This window comes from Dechloromonas hankyongensis (assembly GCF_022012295.1).
Classification (GTDB): domain Bacteria; phylum Pseudomonadota; class Gammaproteobacteria; order Burkholderiales; family Rhodocyclaceae; genus Azonexus; species Azonexus hankyongensis.
The window spans coordinates 1041371-1056556 of the sequence record NZ_JAKLTN010000001.1 but is presented as its reverse complement, the minus strand read 5'-3'; the positions used below and the strand labels follow the sequence as shown (position 1 = coordinate 1056556).

Sequence of the window (15186 nt, the reverse complement as noted above, 5' to 3'; positions counted from 1 at the left end):
CATGCTCGTCGACTTCTTCCTGCACCTGAAGTCGCGCCAGTTGCCGGTGTCGACCAAGGAACTGCTGGCCCTGCTCGAAGCGCTGGAGGCGCGGCTGGTCACCGGCAGTCTGGACGACTTCTACCTGCTGTCGCGCACCCTGCTGGTCAAGGACGAAGCCCTCTACGACCGCTTCGACCGCGCTTTCGGCGAATACTTCAAGGGCATCGAGGCGCTGCCCGGCTTCGACGCCATGGTGCCCGAGGAATGGCTGGAACTGGCCGCCCGCCGCCATCTGTCGGAAGCCGACCGCGCCCGCCTGCAGAAGCTCGGTTACGAGAAGGTGCTCGAACAACTGAAGGAACGGCTGGCCGAGCAGAAGGAGCGCCACGCCGGCGGCAACAAGTGGATCGGCACCGCCGGCACCTCGCCCTACGGTCACGGCGGCTACAACCCGGAAGGCGTGCGCATCGGCGGCGAATCGGTCGGCAACCGCACCGCCATCAAGGTGTGGGACCAGCGCGAGTTCCGCAATCTCGATGACACCGTCGAACTCGGTGTGCGCAACATCAAGGTCGCGCTGCGCCGCCTGCGCCGCTTCGCCCGCAAGGGCGCGGCGACCGAACTCGACCTCGACGGCACCATCGCAGGCACTGCCCGCAATGGCGGCTGGCTCGACCTGCACCTGCGCCCGGAACGCCACAACGCCATCAAGGTGCTGCTCTTTCTCGACGTCGGCGGCTCGATGGACGACCACATCCAGGCCTGCGAGGAGCTATTCTCCGCCGCCCGCGCCGAGTTCAAGCACCTCGAGCACTTCTACTTCCACAACTGCGTCTATGAAGGGGTGTGGAAGGACAATCGCCGGCGGCACGGCGAAAAGCTGGCGACCTGGGACGTCATCCACACCTACGGCCCGGACTACAAGCTGATCTTCGTCGGCGATGCCAGCATGAGCCCCTATGAAGTCGGTCGCCCCGGCGGTAGCGTCGAACACTGGAACGAGGAAGCCGGCGCCGTCTGGCTGCAGCGTCTGGTCGACACCTGGCCGCGCGCCGCCTGGCTCAACCCGCTGGCCGAAAATTACTGGGGCTATACGCCGTCGATCGCCATGATCCGCGACATCGTCGGCAACGACCGCATGTTCCCGCTGACCCTGGACGGCCTGGAGCAGGCCATGCGCAGCCTGTCAAAATAGGCCGCCACGACACCCGTTTCGTCAAAATCATCAAAACCGTGAAGTAATCGATTTCCGTCGGGAATCGCCGCGCCGACAATATTTCCATCCCGTCAGAAAACCTGATGCGCACCGAGGAAATATCGTGGCTACCGTAAATACCCTGCACACCGGACACCTGATCGACGCGGCCTTCCTCACCCGTCCGCGCCCCGCTGCCCGTCCGGAACTTCGCCTCGCCGGCGGCCACCAGCAGGCCATGACGCAACGGCTGCATCAACTGCAGACAGCGCTGGGCGACGAGGCGGCAAACACTCCGGTCAATACCCGGGCGCACGCCGCAGACGCCCCCGCCAGCCGCCGCTTCGGCACCGCCTCCATCCTGCTCGCCAGCCTGGCCTCGGCGGCCCTCGGAGCGAGCACCATGTGGTTTGCCATGAGCGCGAGTGACTCGCGCGCCGAGCCGTCCATGGCCCCTCTCGCCGCCCTCGCGGCCCCGGCCGTTGCGGCGGCAAACCCCACGCAAGTCCGCGCCGAGCCGGCGGTGGTCGTTGCCGACGAAATGCAAATCGAGAACATGCTGGAATCCTGGCTGCAGGCCTGGCGCGACCGTGACATCGCGGCTTACCTGGGCGCTTACGGCAGCGATTTCATGCCGGCCGACGGCAGCAGCCACAGCAGTTGGGTGGCTGCCCGCACCAAGAAACTCACCGGCACGGCAGCGATCGACGTGCAGATCCGGGACGTCACCATCACGCGCAAGACACCTGATCTGTTCAAGGTCAGTTTCCGTCAGGACTACGCGGCGGGCAGCTATCGCGAAGCCGGGCGTGCCAAGACTCTGTTGGTCAGCCGCACCGACGGCGGCTGGAAAATTGCCCGCGAAATGCAGGACTGAATAGCACTGAAGAAAATGGAAAGCCGGCCGATAAGCCGGGTTCTGTTCCCCCCTTGCGGGGTTCGGCAATCATTCCTCTAGGCCTGCCGTTACCGACAGGCTCAAGCAACCTACCCGGAAGCAGCGCGGGCCACGCCTCAGCTTCCCTATTTGGTCTTGCTCCGGATGGGGTTTGCCGTGCCGTCCGCCGTTACCGTGGACGCGGTGAGCTCTTACCTCGCCGTTTCACCCTTACCTGTACGTCTTGCGACGCCATCGGCGGTCTATTCTCTGTTGCACTTTCCGTCGCCTTCGCCTTGCGGCTTATAGCGCCCAGCCGTTAGCTGGCATCCTGCCCAATGGAGCCCGGACTTTCCTCCCGATACCGAAGTATCCAGCGATTGCCTGGCCGACTTTCCGGGGCGGATTATACGCGGCTGGCGAAGCCGCCGGGGGATGGCTGGGCTGAGAAAACGCCGCCCAGCTAGCGCCGCTTGCTCCGGGCCAGGCGTTTGGCATTGGCCGTGGCCCGGCCATGGACCGGCGCCATGCCTTTGTCCAGCACGTCGAGCACCGCCTCGTGCACGTCCCGGCCGAGGCGCGCCGCGCTGTTCGCCGTCCACGGCGACCAGAAAGTCCGGAACATCGACGCCGCCAGCGTTTGATTGGCCCGGAAGGCTTGCTGCGCCATGGCAGTCATCGATTCGGAAAAGGCCGCTACTTTCTCGGCACCCATCCGCTCGAATTCCCGGCGGTCTCGCACCGATGGCATTGCTCCTGCCGCCGCCATGCGGGCAACGCGATGCGCCACGACCTGCGGGGCGGCGATAGCCAGTTCGACGGATTTGGTGGCCAGCGACTTGGTGGTACGGCGGACAGCCATGATGACTCCTTGTATCAGCGTTACGGAAGACCCCGCCTCGATCTAGCGCGCCGGGGTCTTCACTGTCGCTAATAGACTTTCCGGAGAGCCCGGAGTTCAACGCCGTCGGCGTGCAGCGAAACGCTCCAGTGTCCGGCCATATGTGAGACGGCGGCTAGCCCGCCTGCTCCGCGTGCAGGGGATCGGCCAGCCATTGCAGCAGGATGGCGAAGAGAAGATCCGGATCGACCGGCTTGGCGATGAAGTCGTTCATCCCCGCGTCGTGGCAGCGCACCTTGTCCTCGACGAAGACGTTGGCCGTCATGGCCAGGATGGGCAGGCTGGCGCAGCCCGGCAGCCGGCGGATCCGCCGCGCCGCCTCGAGGCCGTCCATGCGCGGCATTTGCATGTCCATCAGGATGACGTCGTAGGTCTGCGCGGCCGCCTTGTCGACCGCTTCGACGCCATCGACCGCGACATCGACGACCATCCCGACATCGCCCAGCAGCGCGAGGGCGACTTCGCGATTGACCGCCTCGTCCTCGACCAGAAGAATGCGGCGACCGTGGTAGTCACGCAGGAGCACGCTTTCCGCCGACTCCCCGGTAGCCGGCAGCGGTCGACCGGCCGGGCCGCCGATTTTCAGGCGCGCCGTGAACCAGAAGGTACTGCCGACGCCGGGCGTACTGACCATGCCGACCGTGCCGCCCATCAGTTCGGCCAGTTTCTTGCTGATCGACAGGCCCAGGCCGGTACCGCCGAACTGGCGGCTGATCGAATTGTCCGCCTGCTCGAAGACCGAAAAGAGCTTTTGCTGCGCGGCCGGCTCGATGCCGATGCCGGTATCGATGACGGAAAAGCGCAGCAGGGCGCTGGTTGCGGTCAGTTCCTCGACTTCGGCGCGCAAGGTCACGCTGCCGTGCTCGGTGAACTTGATGGCATTGCCGGCGAAGTTGAGCAGCGCCTGTTGCAGGCGGGTGTTGTCCCCGAGCAGGCGGCAGGGAATGGCCGGCGCCTCGCTGCGGAACGCCAGGCGCTTGGCCTGGGCACGTTCACCGAGCATCGACAGCACATTGGCCATGACCGCTTCGACATTGACTTCGGTCTCTTCAAGCGTGAATTTGCCGGCTTCGATTTTCGACAGGTCGAGGATGTCGTTGATGATCTGCAGCAGGTGCCGGCCGGCCATGTCGATCTTGTCCAGCCGCACGGCCTGTTCCGGCGAAATCCCGGCGCGGCGGATCAGATGCCCCATGCCGGTGATGGCATTGAGCGGTGTGCGGATTTCGTGGCTCATGTTGGCGATAAAGGCGCTTTTCGCCACATTCGCCACTTCGGCATCGAGGCGGGCTCTGTCCAATTCCGCCGTGCGCTGGGCCAGCAGTTGGGCCGCCGTTTCCATGGCGGTCGCCACTTCCGCCGCCTCGCTGATGTCCAGTTGTGGCTTGACGAAGCGCTCGCCCTCGCCGATCGCCAGCGCCGGCTTGATCAGGGCGCGGATCGACGCGGCGATGCGTGTCGCCAGCAACGCCGCCGCCAGCAGGCCGACCAGGGCCAGCACCAGCACGATGCCGAGCAGGAACAGGAAGCGGTCGCGCAGCGGCCCCTCGAACATCTCCAGCGGCATGCCGATGCCGACGCTCCACTGCGACAGGGGCGAACGACTGAATACGACAATGGCCGGCGTGCCCTCCAGGGTCCGAGTCTCGACCATCCCGTCGGCCCGCTCGCCGATCGCCTTGACGACGGCCGGCACGGCCTTCTTGCCGACGAATTTTTCCGGCCCGTGCGTGCGTGCCGCGACCACGCCCTGCGCATCGAAGACCGCCAGCACCCAGTCGGGCGGCAAGCCAACCGAACGCAGCAAGTCGGTGAAATGCTCGGGCAACATCGAAATGCTCAGGCTGTATTTCACCTTGCCGTCGATAACGACCGGTACATCGACCGTCATCAACGCGCGCTGCAGGACCGAACCCATGAAGATATTCGAGATCACCGGCTGGCTGTTAGCGAACACGCGCTCCACCGTCTCCGGGCTGCCATGGCGCGGCAGCGCGGTACCGAAAGGACGCGCCGTATTGAGTATCTGCTGGCCGCTCTGATCGGTCAGCACGAGGTTATTGCCGCCCCCGGTCAACAGGATAACGCCCGTCGCCTGCCGGTAAAAAGCGGCCAGGTCGCCGCTCGCCAGATAAGGAGATTTCGACAGCGCCTGGGCGACTGCCCGGGTCTTGATCATTTCGCTGTCGACCGACTGCATCAGGGCGCGGGCCATCTGGATGGTTTCCACCTCGTGCTGCACGCGGTCGTCACGATAGGCCAGATAGAGAATGACCATCGCCCCGAGCATCCCGGGCAACAAGGCCCAGAGTAGAAGGCGCAGCAGCAGGTTGAGCACCGGACGCGCCCGCCGGGCGGCCGGCGCCGCGGACCCCCCTGCCCCAGCCATGACCGGCGCCATCGCCGGCGCCTGGCTCGCGGCATCCCCCCTGATTTCCCCCTGCTTCATTATCTCCGTCCCGATGCGCAAGACGGCAAGCGTCCGACCAGCACTAAAGCACTACCCCTTGCTTCATCCTGAAGCAAAAGCCTAGGTGGGTCAATCCCGCTGGTCAACCCAAGCCGACTTTCCGTCCGCTTCATGCAGATTCGGGGTCAACCCGCGGCAAATACCGGCAAACCGGTACGGTCGACCACCCGGCGCAGCACGAAACTGGTGTGCACCCCGGTCACTCCCTGGATGCGGGTGACCTTGTTGAGCAGCAGGTCCTGATAGGCGTCCATGTCCTTGACCACCACTTTCAACTGGTAGTCCGACTGCTGGCCGGTGATGAGCAGGCATTCGAGCACCTCGGGAATGTCGGCGATGGTCGCTTCGAGATTGGCGAAGCGCTCCGGCGTGTGCTGGTCCATGGAAATGCCGATCAGCGCCATCAGGCTCAGGCCGAGCTTTTTGGCGTCGAGCAGGGCACGGTAGCCGGTGATCAGGCCTGACTCCTCGAGGGCACGCACCCGGCGCAGGCAGGGCGACGGCGACAGGCCGATGCGGTCGGCCAGATCCTGGTTGCTGATGCGGCCGTCGGCCTGCAGGATGGCGAGAATTTGCCGGTCGTAGCGATCGAGTTCCATTTAATTTCTTTCAATATCATTTATGGGCAATTTTCTGCCAATAATACGCCGAATAACACACCAATACGCAAGCACCTGCCGGCATCTTTGGCCTAAACTTTCGCCATCGATAAAGCATTCAGGAGCCGCCATGATCACTACCCCGCACACCAAATACACCGCCTTCCCGCCGGTCCAGATCACCGACCGCCAATGGCCGGGCCGCACCATCGACAAGCCGCCGGTATGGATGAGCACTGACCTCCGCGACGGCAACCAGGCCCTCTTCGAACCGATGAATGTCGACAAGAAGATGCGCATGTTCAAGATGCTCTGCGACATCGGCTTCAAGCAAATCGAGGTCGCCTTCCCGTCGGCCTCGGAAACCGAATTCGGCTTCGTGCGCAGCCTCATCGAAGACGGCCATATTCCGGACGACGTGACCATCGAGGTCCTCACCCAGGCCCGCGAACACCTCATCCGCCGCACCTTCGAATCGCTCAAGGGCGCCCGGAAGGCCATCGTGCACGTCTATAACGCCACCTGCCCGACCTTTCGCGAAACGGTATTCAACATGAGCAAGGCCGAAGTCGTCGCCATGGCCACCGACGCCGTCCGCCTCATCCGCAGCCTCGCCGATGAAATGCCGGAAACCGAGATCACCCTCGAATACAGCCCGGAGCTCTTCACCGCCACCGAACTCGATTTCGCCAAGGAAGTCTGCGACGCCGTCACCGAAGTGTGGGGCGCCACGCCGCAGCGCAAGGTCATCCTCAACCTCCCGACCACGGTCGAGATCGCCACGCCCAACATCTATGCCGACCAGATCGAGTGGATGCACCGCAACCTCGCCCGCCGCGACAGCGTGATCATCAGCCTCCACCCGCACAACGACCGCGGCACCGCCGTCGCCGCCGCCGAACTCGGCCTCATGGCCGGCGCCGACCGCGTCGAGGGCTGCCTCTTCGGCAACGGCGAGCGCACCGGCAACGTCGATCTCGTCACCCTCGCCCTCAACATGTACACGCAAGGCGTCCATCCGGGCCTCGATTTCTCGGACATCAACGCCGTTGCGCGCACCTTCGAACACTGTAGCCAGCTCCCGATCCATCCGCGCCACCCGTACGTCGGGGATCTCGTTTTCACGGCCTTCTCCGGCTCCCACCAGGACGCCATCAAGAAGGGGTTCTCTGCTCAAAAGGCGGACGAGCAATGGGCAGTGCCTTACCTCCCGATCGACCCGGCCGACGTCGGCCGCAGCTACGATTCGGTCATCCGGGTGAACAGCCAGTCGGGCAAGGGCGGCATCGCCTATCTCATGGAGACCGAGTACGGCGTGGTCATGCCGCGCCGCCTCCAGGTCGAGTTCTCCGGCGTCGTCCAGCGCTACACCGACCAGCATGGCGGCGAAGTGAGCGCCGACGACATCTGGAACATCTTCAACCAGACCTACCTCGAAGGCGGCAGCACGGTGCGCTACCGCGAGCACCATCTGTACGAGCACGGCAGCGCCCAGGGCATCCGCCTTTCGCTCGACATCGACGGCACGCCGCATATCCTGACCGGCGAAGGCAACGGCCCGATCAACGCCGCCATGCACGCCCTCGAAAGCGCCGGCATCAAGGTCCAGGTGCGCAGCTACGAGGAACGCTCGATGGTGCCGATGGGCGAGGACGGCAACGCCCGAGCCTGCGCCTTTGTCGAAATGGCGGCGACCGGCAAGGGGGAAACCTTCGGGGTGGGCATCGACACCAATATCGTGTCAGCGTCGATCAAGGCCATCGTCAGCGGCATCAACCGCCTCGACGTAGCCGGCCGGGTCGACCAGGCGGCCTGAGTCACAGCACGGCCCCGGGTAACCGGGGCCAGTTGGAGTAGCGCTAGGCAGCCCGCCGGCCGGGCCGGAACTGCCAGGTATCGTCGTAATACGCCGGATCTTCGTTGTCCGGCGTCACTCCAGGAATGCCCAGTAGCGGCAAGGGCTGCAAGTCGCGTGGCCGGACGAAGCTACCGGCGGCGACATCGGCCGCCAGTCTGTTATCTACCGCGGCGACCAATTCAGTAGCCGGCATCTGCAACCAGGCCTCATCCACCTCGTAGAGCACGGCCTTGGCGGTCAGGCCGCGAAACGGTGACAGCAGTTGTTCGTAGGTCGCGTGGCCGAAAATGACGAAGCGCATGCTGCGCAGCACGGCGGCCCGCCGGGCTGCAAACAGCTCCCGCCAGTGGAAGCTGCGCAACAGCTCAAGCAGTTCGGGCTGTGCCGACAGCACGACGATGCCGCATTCGTCGAAATGTGTCAGTGCGTCGCGCACCCTGCCCCGCGCCTCGCCCGGCTGCTGCATGGCGCGCATGTGGGCGGCGCTGACGGCGATCTTGGTCTGCGGAAAGCTCAGCCAGACCAGGGCATTGAAGAAATCGTGCCAGTTGTCCGGGCGCGTCTCGACTTCGCCGCTCTCCCAGATCCGGCATTCGTAGACCAGGCCATCCGGCTGCGGCGGCACGAAACGGACGCGCTGGCCGTTCTCGGTATGGATGGGATGCTGCTCGGCCAGGTCAGCGAGTGCCGCGCTATCGGGCCGCGGCGGCAAGCAATCGAGCCAGCACCGCAGCGGTTCGAACAGGAAGGAAGTAAAGTGCGAGCCGGCGCTCACTCTTCGCCGGCGGATTTGTCGGTATCGCCTTCCTTGACGAAGACGAGCACGCCCTTCTTGACGCGGAAGGTGCCCATCAAGGTGCCCATGCCTTCGGGCGGCTCGGCATCCATCTTGGCGAAGCTCTCGCAGGTCTGCGTCTCGGTGGCGAACATCTTCTTGCCTGCCTTGATGATGAAGGCGCCGGACGGCACCTGGTACACCTCGACCCGGGTTTTCTCGGTGAAGGCGCCCATGCTGTGCCGACGCATGCAGGACGGCATGCGCGACACGACGAGGAAGAGATTGACCTTGCCGTCCCAGAAATACGGCTGCTCGCGGATCAGCGACAGCACATGCTCGCGGGTGTTGTCGATTTCATACGTCGCGCCGTCGTTCACGCAGGCCGTCAGCAGCGGCAGGGCAAACAGCGGCAGGAGTAGATGGCGCAGACGCATGATGGTTTTCCTCAGAGCATTTTCCAGGACAGGGTTTCGCCGGCGCGCAGCGGAACGATGGTGTCGGTGGCCAGATACGGGTAGTCGGCCGGCACTGTCCAGTTTTCCTTGGCCAGCGTGATGCGATCGGTGTTGCGCGGCAGGCCGTACCAGTCCGGGCCGAAATGGCTGGCGAAGCCTTCCAGCTTGCCCAGCGCGCCGGCCTGTTCGAAGGCTTCGGCGTACAGCTCGATGGCGGCGTAGGCGGTGTAGCAGCCGGCGCAGCCGCAGGCCGCTTCCTTGGCGCCCTTGGCGTGCGGCGCCGAATCGGTGCCGAGGAAGAACTTCGGATTGCCGGAAATGGCCGCGGCGACCAGCGCCTGGCGATGCGTTTCGCGCTTCAGTACCGGCAGGCAGTACCAGTGGGGGCGAACGCCGCCCTGGAAGATGGCGTTGCGGTTGTACAGCAGGTGGTGCGCGGTGATGGTGGCCGCCACGTTGGCCGGGGTGGAAGCGACGAACTCCGCCGCGTCCTGGGTCGTGATGTGCTCCATGACCACCTTGAGCTGCGGGAAACGCTGGGTCAGCGGTGCCAGTACGGTGTCGATGAACACCTTCTCGCGGTCGAACAGGTCGATCGCCGGGTCGGTCACTTCGCCATGCACCAGCAGCGGCAGGCCGACGCGCTCCATCTCGGCCAGCGTGGCGTAGGCCTTGGCGATGTCGGTCAGGCCAGCGTCGGAATTGGTCGTCGCCCCGGCCGGGTACAGCTTGACCGCCTTGACGAAACCGGAGGCCGCGGCCTTGGCCACTTCGCTCGGCGGCGTGTTGTCGGTCAGGTACAGCGTCATCAGCGGTTCGAAGCAGGCGCCGGCCGGCAGCGCGGCAACGATGCGGTCGCGATAGGCGGCGGCCTGGTCGACGGTGGTCACCGGCGGCTTCAGGTTGGGCATGACGATGGCGCGGCCGAACTGGCGGGCGGTATGCGGCAGCACGGCGGCGAGCGCTTCGCCGTCGCGCAGGTGGAGATGCCAGTCGTCGGGGCGGGTGATGGTCAGTTGCATGATGATTTCCGGAACAATTTGCGCAATTTTAACGTTTCAGCGTCAAGGCGAGGTCGTAAAGCGCGTTTTTCGCCGCCCCGGTGATGGCCGCGGCGAGCTTGGCCGCCTGCTTGGTCGGCAGGCCGTCGGCGAGCAGCAGTTTTAGGACGCGCTTACCTTCGCCATCATCGCCTCCGGCTGGTGCGCCAGATAGCATCAGCACGAACTCGCCGCGCTGGCGGTTGGTGTCTTCCTGCAGCCAGGCCAGCGCTTCGGCCAACGGCAGGGAATGCACGGTTTCGAACAGTTTGGTCAGTTCGCGGGCGATGACCAGGGTACGTTCGCCGAACACTGTCGCCATGTCGGCCACGGTTTCCAGCACGCGATGCGGCGCTTCGTAGAAAACCAGGGCGCAGGGATAGTCGCGCAGTTCTCCCAGCGCCTGCCGGCGCTGACCGCCCTTGGAGGGCAGAAAGCCGTAGAACAGAAAATGCTCGTCGAGCAGACCGGAAGCCGATAGCGCAGTCGTCGCGGCGCACGGGCCGGGCAGCGGCACGACCCTGCCGCCGGCAGCGCGCACGGCAGCGACGATGCGGGCGCCGGGGTCGGAAATGCCGGGTGTGCCGGCATCGGAAATCAGCGCCACCGACTCGCCGGCCTGCAGGCGTTCGACGATGCGCGCCGCCGCTTCGTGTTCGTTGTGCTGGTGGGCCGGCAGGGTGCGCGCCCGGGCGCCGAGTTGCTTGAGCAGCGGGCCGCTGTGCCGGGTGTCCTCGGCCGCCACCCAGGGCACCGTGCGCAGGATTTCCTCGGCACGGCGGGTCAGATCGGCGAGGTTCCCGAGTGGCGTCGGGACGACATACAATGCAGCGGATTCTTCCGTCATATTCTCGGACATGCAGACAAAAGCCGACGATACCACCACCGCCCGCGGCCGCGAAGCCGAGGAACACGCGGCACGCTATCTCGAACGCCATGGCCTGCGCGTCGTGGCGCGCAATTTCCGTGTCCGCGGCGGCGAAATCGACCTGATCTGCCGCGATGGCAAGGCGCTGGTCTTTGTCGAGGTGCGCCAGCGCAGCCGCAGCGACTTCGGCGGCGCCGGGGCCAGCATCACCGTCGGCAAGCGGCGGCGTATCGTGCTCGCTGCGCAGCATTACCTGGCCGGCCAGCCCGAATGCGACTGCCGCTTCGACTGCGTGCTGCTCGACGGGGAGCGGCTGGAATGGCTCAAAGATGCGTTTTCTGCTGACGCTTAGCCTGCTCACCTGGCTAGGCTCCGCCCACGCCGAGAGCGTGCGTGCCCTGATCCAGAGCTCGCCGCTGGCCGGCAGCCAATACTACGCCCTGAGCGCGGTGTGGCAGGAGATCAAAGCCGGCGATACGCTGACCCTGGTTCGCGAGGCCGATAACCGCCATGATCGCAATGCCATCCGCGTCGAATGGCGCGGCCGGAAGCTGGGCTACCTGCCGCGCGCCGAAAACCGCGCTATCGCCGCCGCGATGGATGCCGGCGAACGCTTGAGCGCCCGCGTGTCGTCCATAAACGACAACAAAAATCCGTGGCAACGGGTGGCCTTCGAAGTCTTCGTCGAGCTGTGAGGTAGAATGCCTTGATCTATAGACACAAAACCACGAACGATATGGATCTGATCGCCCGCGTTGCCAAGAATTTCGAAGACAGCGCCCACACCAAGCTCAATGCCGTTGAAATGATGGCCGCTCCAATTGCCGCCGCCATCGAGACGATGACCAACAGCCTGATCAACGGCGGCAAGATTCTCGCGTGCGGCAACGGCGGCTCGGCCGGCGACGCGCAGCACTTCGCCGCCGAACTGATCGGCCGCTTCGAAGCCGAGCGCCAGGAACTGGCCGCCATCGCGCTGACCACCGACAGCTCGATCCTGACCGCCATCGCCAACGACTATTCGTTCAACCAGATTTTCTCGAAGCAGGTGCGCGGCCTCGGCCACGCCGGCGATGTGCTGCTCGCCATCTCGACCTCCGGCAATTCGAGCAACGTCATCGAGGCGATCAAGGCCGCCCACGAAGCCGACATGCGCGTCATTGCGCTGACCGGCAAGGGCGGCGGCCAGATCGGCGAGATGCTGCTCGACGACGACATCCATCTCTGCGTCCCGGCCGACCGCACGGCGCGCATCCAGGAAACCCATCTGCTCACCATCCACTGCCTGTGCGATGGCATCGATGCCCTTCTTCTCGGAGTCGAATGATGCAAAAAGCCAAACTGAGCCTGGCCGCGCTGGCCCTGGTTATTGCACTGCCCGCCCTGCAGGGCTGCGTCGAAGCCGCCCTGCTCGGCACTGCCGCCGCGGCCAGCGTGATGTCGGCGCACGACCGGCGGTCGACCGGCACGCAGACCGATGACGAAACGATGGAATGGAAAGCCAATAACCACGTTCCGGCCCAGTACAAGAACCTGTCGCACGCCAACTTCACCGCCTTCAACCGCCGCATCCTGATCACCGGCGAAGTGCCGAGCGACGAAGCGAAGTCGATGATCGAAAGCGAGATCCGCAAGATCGAAGGCGTCAAGGAGGTGTACAACGAACTGGGCATTGGCCCGGCCACACCGCTCGCCAGCCGCAGCAACGACAGCTTCATTACTTCCAAGGTCAAGGCCCGCCTGGTCGATACCAACCAGCTGTCGGCCAACCACATCAAGGTGCTGACCGAGCGCGGCATCGTCTATCTGATGGGCATCGTCAACGAACGCGAGGCCAAGGTCGCCATCGCCGTTGCCCGCACCACGGCCGGCGTCGTCAAGGTGGTCAATGTACTGGAAGTGGTCAGCGAGGAGGAAACCCGCCGCCTCGACAACCAGGTCCTCGGCGCCCGTACCCCGCCGGCGCAGAGCGCCCCGGTCGAGAATCGCTGATTCGCGAATTCTCCGCCGCCGAACAGGAGTAAGCTGACAGGGCGTCCCGGCCAAAGCGGGACGCCCTGTTCGTTTTGGCGAGGGGAAACTCCATGAATCTCGAAAAGGTCATTTTCGGTTTCTTCATCCTGTTGGCGGCGACGCTCAACTTCGGTTTCTTCATCGGCGACATCGCCACCCCCGAACTGCACAGCGTCTATGAACTGGCCGCTGCGCTGATCGTCAGCCTGATCGCCACCGCCCTCAAATTTGGCGACCGCACCCAGATCGGCGCTATCCATTTGTCCACCAGCCTGGTCGCCGACCTGCAGCTGATCGCCGCCGCCATCACCTGGACCGTGGCCGTGCATGTCACCGGCGTTGGCATGACGCCGCATATCACCTCCAGCGTGGTGTCGCTGTCCGGTGGGGCGCTCTTCGCCAACATCGTGTCGGTCATCATCCTGATCATCGAAACCGTGATGCTGCGCCGCTAGGCCGCACGGCATGAACAGCACCTTCTTCCTGGTCCTGCGCCGCATGCGGGCGCCGATCATTGTGCTCATCGTCATCTATGCGATCTCGATCTTCGGTCTGACCCTGGTGCCCGGCGTCGATGCCGACGGCAAGGCCGGCGCCCCGCTCTCCTTCTTCCACGCCTTCTATTTCATCAGCTACACGGCGACGACCATCGGCTTCGGCGAAATTCCCGCTGCCTTCTCCGATGCCCAGCGCCTGTGGGTCACCTTCTGCATCTACCTGACCGTCATCGGCTGGTCGTATTCCGTGGTTACCCTGATCGCCCTGCTGCAGAGCAAGGGCTTCCAGAACACCCTGACCACCAACCGCTTCGCCCGCCGCGTCCGCCAGACCAGCCAGGACTTCTACCTGATCTGCGGCTGCGGCGAGACGGGCAGCCTGATCGCCCACAGCTTCGACCATATCGGCCAGGCCTTCGTGGTCATCGAGAAGGAAGAACTGCGCGTCGAGGAACTCGACCTCCTCGATTTCAAGACCGACACCCCGGCCCTCGCCGCCGATGCCCGCCTGCCGGAGAACCTGCGCCTGGCCGGCCTGAACCACCCGCGCTGCCGCGGTGTGCTGGCCATCACCAACGACGAGCAGGCCAACCTCGCCATCGCCATCGCCGTCCGCCTGCTCAATCCCGACATCCCGGTCATCGCCCGCGCCGAGCAGGCTGCCGTCGCCGCCAACATGGCTTCGTTCGGCACCGACCACATCATCAATCCCTATGAACGCTTCGCCGAGAGCCTGGCCCTGGCCGTCGCCGCCCCCGAACGTTTCCGCCTGATCGAACTGCTGACCAGCCTGCCCGAAACGGCCATCCCCGAACCGCACCGCCCGCCGCGCGGCCACTGGATCCTGTGCGGCTACGGCCACTTCGGTCATGCCGTGGCCAATCGCCTGCGCGACACCGGCATCACGCTGACCATCATCGATCCGGTCGCCCAGGATGCCGACCACGGCATCAGCGGCGACGGCAGCGAAGCGGAGACATTGCGCCAGGTCGGCGTCGTCAAGGCCAGCGGCATCGTCGCCGGCAGCGACAACGACATCAGCAACCTGTCGATCGCTGTGACGGCGGCCGCACTCAATCCGCAGCTGTTCGTCGTCGCCCGCCAGAACCATGCTGCCAACAGCGCCCTGTTCGCCGCCTATGACGCCGATTTCACGGTGCTGCCCAGCCGCATCATCGCCCAGGAATGCATCGCCCTGCTGACTGCCCCCCTGCTCGCCCGTTTCCTCGACCGGATCAAGCAAATCGACGAGGAACGCTGCCGGCAACTGGTCGAACGCCTGCACGCCGATTGCGCCGGCCTGACGCCGGTGGTCTGGGACAACCGCTTGAACGCCACCGAAGCACCGGCCTTGTGGCGCGCCCTGCTGCAAGAGCAGACGATACGGCTCGGCGACATCCTGCTCGACGGCGCCGACCGCGAACTTCGGCTGCCGGTGGTGCCGCTACTCGTCGAACGGGGGAGCGACTACCATCTTTTGCCGGCCGACGATTTCCGCCTGCACGCCGGGGACCAGCTGCTGTTCGCCAGCCCGCTGGCGACGCAGCGCGACCTCGAACTGACCCTGCGCAACGCCAACGAACTCGACTACGTGCTGACCGGGCACGAGAATTCGGGCAGCCTGCTCGGCAAGCTGCTGGGCGCCCGCTAAGC

At 65.0% G+C, this 15186-nt stretch carries 16 protein-coding genes and 1 other RNA gene; 9 read left to right on the top strand and 8 right to left on the bottom strand.

From position 1 onward, the window contains the following. Position 1 precedes the first annotated feature (1 nt). Positions 2-1177: a vWA domain-containing protein gene (locus LZ012_RS04985; RefSeq protein ID WP_275708175.1), complete on the top strand. Its 1176-nt coding sequence runs from the start codon at positions 2-4 to the stop codon at positions 1175-1177. A gap of 124 nt (positions 1178-1301) precedes the next feature. Continuing rightward, positions 1302-2054 (top strand): L,D-transpeptidase Cds6 family protein, encoded by a 753-nt coding sequence (locus LZ012_RS04980; protein WP_275708173.1) that lies wholly within the window; start codon positions 1302-1304, stop codon positions 2052-2054. 15 nt (positions 2055-2069) lie between these two features. Here LZ012_RS04980 and rnpB read toward each other — a convergent pair. The 4 genes from rnpB to LZ012_RS04960 all read right to left on the bottom strand — a co-directional run bounded on the left by rnpB (position 2070) and on the right by LZ012_RS04960 (position 6024). Then, positions 2070-2450, bottom strand: an RNA gene (gene rnpB / locus LZ012_RS04975) — RNase P RNA component class A. Between the two features lie 67 nt (positions 2451-2517). Further along, positions 2518-2916: a polyhydroxyalkanoate granule-associated phasin gene (locus LZ012_RS04970; protein ID WP_275708170.1), complete on the bottom strand. Its 399-nt coding sequence runs from the start codon at positions 2914-2916 to the stop codon at positions 2518-2520. 154 nt (positions 2917-3070) lie between these two features. Next, on the bottom strand, positions 3071-5404 hold the full coding sequence (locus tag LZ012_RS04965) for a hybrid sensor histidine kinase/response regulator (protein ID WP_275708168.1): 2334 nt from the start codon (positions 5402-5404) through the stop codon (positions 3071-3073). Positions 5405-5550: 146 nt separating this feature from the next. Further along, entirely contained in the window at positions 5551-6024 is a 474-nt protein-coding gene (locus LZ012_RS04960) for an Lrp/AsnC family transcriptional regulator (protein ID WP_275708164.1), read from the bottom strand. Between the two features lie 130 nt (positions 6025-6154). Between LZ012_RS04960 and leuA the strand changes: the two genes are divergently transcribed. Then, positions 6155-7840, top strand: a complete 1686-nt coding sequence (leuA, locus tag LZ012_RS04955; protein WP_275708162.1) for a 2-isopropylmalate synthase — start codon at positions 6155-6157, stop codon at positions 7838-7840. Between the two features lie 43 nt (positions 7841-7883). Here leuA and LZ012_RS04950 read toward each other — a convergent pair whose 3' ends face one another. The 4 genes from LZ012_RS04950 to rsmI are packed head-to-tail and all read right to left on the bottom strand — an operon-like array spanning position 7884 to position 11014. Continuing rightward, the gene (locus tag LZ012_RS04950) at positions 7884-8594 is read right to left on the bottom strand and encodes a DUF3025 domain-containing protein (RefSeq protein ID WP_275708159.1); all 711 of its coding nucleotides are present in this window, start codon (positions 8592-8594) and stop codon (positions 7884-7886) included. Between the two features lie 59 nt (positions 8595-8653). Then, a complete protein-coding gene (locus LZ012_RS04945; protein ID WP_275708156.1) occupies positions 8654-9094 on the bottom strand; it encodes a hypothetical protein in 441 nt (146 codons plus the stop codon). A gap of 11 nt (positions 9095-9105) precedes the next feature. After that, positions 9106-10137, bottom strand: coding sequence for a dihydroorotase (gene pyrC, locus LZ012_RS04940; protein WP_420839471.1), 1032 nt, complete (start codon positions 10135-10137; stop codon positions 9106-9108). A gap of 28 nt (positions 10138-10165) precedes the next feature. Then, complete coding sequence (gene rsmI / locus LZ012_RS04935; RefSeq protein ID WP_275708154.1) at positions 10166-11014, bottom strand: 16S rRNA (cytidine(1402)-2'-O)-methyltransferase; 849 nt, start codon at positions 11012-11014, stop codon at positions 10166-10168. On the opposite strand from rsmI, the gene LZ012_RS04930 reads away from it, so the two are divergent. The 6 genes from LZ012_RS04930 (at position 11013) to LZ012_RS04905 (ending at position 15184) form a co-directional block, all read left to right on the top strand. Then, a complete protein-coding gene (locus tag LZ012_RS04930; protein ID WP_275708151.1) occupies positions 11013-11375 on the top strand; it encodes a YraN family protein in 363 nt (120 codons plus the stop codon). The genes rsmI and LZ012_RS04930 overlap by 2 nt on opposite strands. Beyond that, positions 11353-11718 (top strand): HIRAN domain-containing protein, encoded by a 366-nt coding sequence (locus LZ012_RS04925; protein ID WP_275708149.1) that lies wholly within the window; start codon positions 11353-11355, stop codon positions 11716-11718. The genes LZ012_RS04930 and LZ012_RS04925 overlap by 23 nt, the downstream gene beginning before the upstream one ends. A 41-nt stretch (positions 11719-11759) precedes the next feature. Further along, positions 11760-12350: a phosphoheptose isomerase gene (locus LZ012_RS04920; protein ID WP_275708146.1), complete on the top strand. Its 591-nt coding sequence runs from the start codon at positions 11760-11762 to the stop codon at positions 12348-12350. After that, positions 12350-13015, top strand: coding sequence for a BON domain-containing protein (locus tag LZ012_RS04915; protein ID WP_275708144.1), 666 nt, complete (start codon positions 12350-12352; stop codon positions 13013-13015). The genes LZ012_RS04920 and LZ012_RS04915 overlap by 1 nt, the downstream gene beginning before the upstream one ends. A 92-nt stretch (positions 13016-13107) precedes the next feature. Continuing rightward, positions 13108-13491 (top strand): DUF6394 family protein, encoded by a 384-nt coding sequence (locus LZ012_RS04910; RefSeq protein ID WP_275708142.1) that lies wholly within the window; start codon positions 13108-13110, stop codon positions 13489-13491. Positions 13492-13501: 10 nt separating this feature from the next. After that, positions 13502-15184 carry a potassium channel family protein gene (locus LZ012_RS04905; RefSeq protein ID WP_275708139.1) on the top strand — a complete coding sequence of 561 codons (1683 nt, stop codon included), beginning with the start codon at positions 13502-13504 and terminating at the stop codon, positions 15182-15184. Positions 15185-15186 lie beyond the last annotated feature (2 nt).

What these genes read in the sequence shown, in the direction of transcription:
- leuA (WP_275708162.1), top strand. Translation starts at nt 6,155, where the DNA reads ATGATCACTACCCCGCACACCAAATACACCGCCTTCCCGCCGGTCCAG.
- LZ012_RS04960 (WP_275708164.1), bottom strand. Translation starts at nt 6,024, where the DNA reads ATGGAACTCGATCGCTACGACCGGCAAATTCTCGCCATCCTGCAGGCC.
- LZ012_RS04905 (WP_275708139.1), top strand. Translation starts at nt 13,502, where the DNA reads ATGAACAGCACCTTCTTCCTGGTCCTGCGCCGCATGCGGGCGCCGATC.
- LZ012_RS04945 (WP_275708156.1), bottom strand. Translation starts at nt 9,094, where the DNA reads ATGCGTCTGCGCCATCTACTCCTGCCGCTGTTTGCCCTGCCGCTGCTG.
- LZ012_RS04915 (WP_275708144.1), top strand. Translation starts at nt 12,350, where the DNA reads ATGCAAAAAGCCAAACTGAGCCTGGCCGCGCTGGCCCTGGTTATTGCA.
- LZ012_RS04965 (WP_275708168.1), bottom strand. Translation starts at nt 5,404, where the DNA reads ATGAAGCAGGGGGAAATCAGGGGGGATGCCGCGAGCCAGGCGCCGGCG.
- LZ012_RS04925 (WP_275708149.1), top strand. Translation starts at nt 11,353, where the DNA reads ATGCGTTTTCTGCTGACGCTTAGCCTGCTCACCTGGCTAGGCTCCGCC.
- LZ012_RS04910 (WP_275708142.1), top strand. Translation starts at nt 13,108, where the DNA reads ATGAATCTCGAAAAGGTCATTTTCGGTTTCTTCATCCTGTTGGCGGCG.
- pyrC (WP_420839471.1), bottom strand. Translation starts at nt 10,137, where the DNA reads ATGCAACTGACCATCACCCGCCCCGACGACTGGCATCTCCACCTGCGC.
- LZ012_RS04985 (WP_275708175.1), top strand. Translation starts at nt 2, where the DNA reads ATGCTCGTCGACTTCTTCCTGCACCTGAAGTCGCGCCAGTTGCCGGTG.
- LZ012_RS04970 (WP_275708170.1), bottom strand. Translation starts at nt 2,916, where the DNA reads ATGGCTGTCCGCCGTACCACCAAGTCGCTGGCCACCAAATCCGTCGAA.
- LZ012_RS04930 (WP_275708151.1), top strand. Translation starts at nt 11,013, where the DNA reads ATGCAGACAAAAGCCGACGATACCACCACCGCCCGCGGCCGCGAAGCC.
- rsmI (WP_275708154.1), bottom strand. Translation starts at nt 11,014, where the DNA reads ATGTCCGAGAATATGACGGAAGAATCCGCTGCATTGTATGTCGTCCCG.
- LZ012_RS04920 (WP_275708146.1), top strand. Translation starts at nt 11,760, where the DNA reads ATGGATCTGATCGCCCGCGTTGCCAAGAATTTCGAAGACAGCGCCCAC.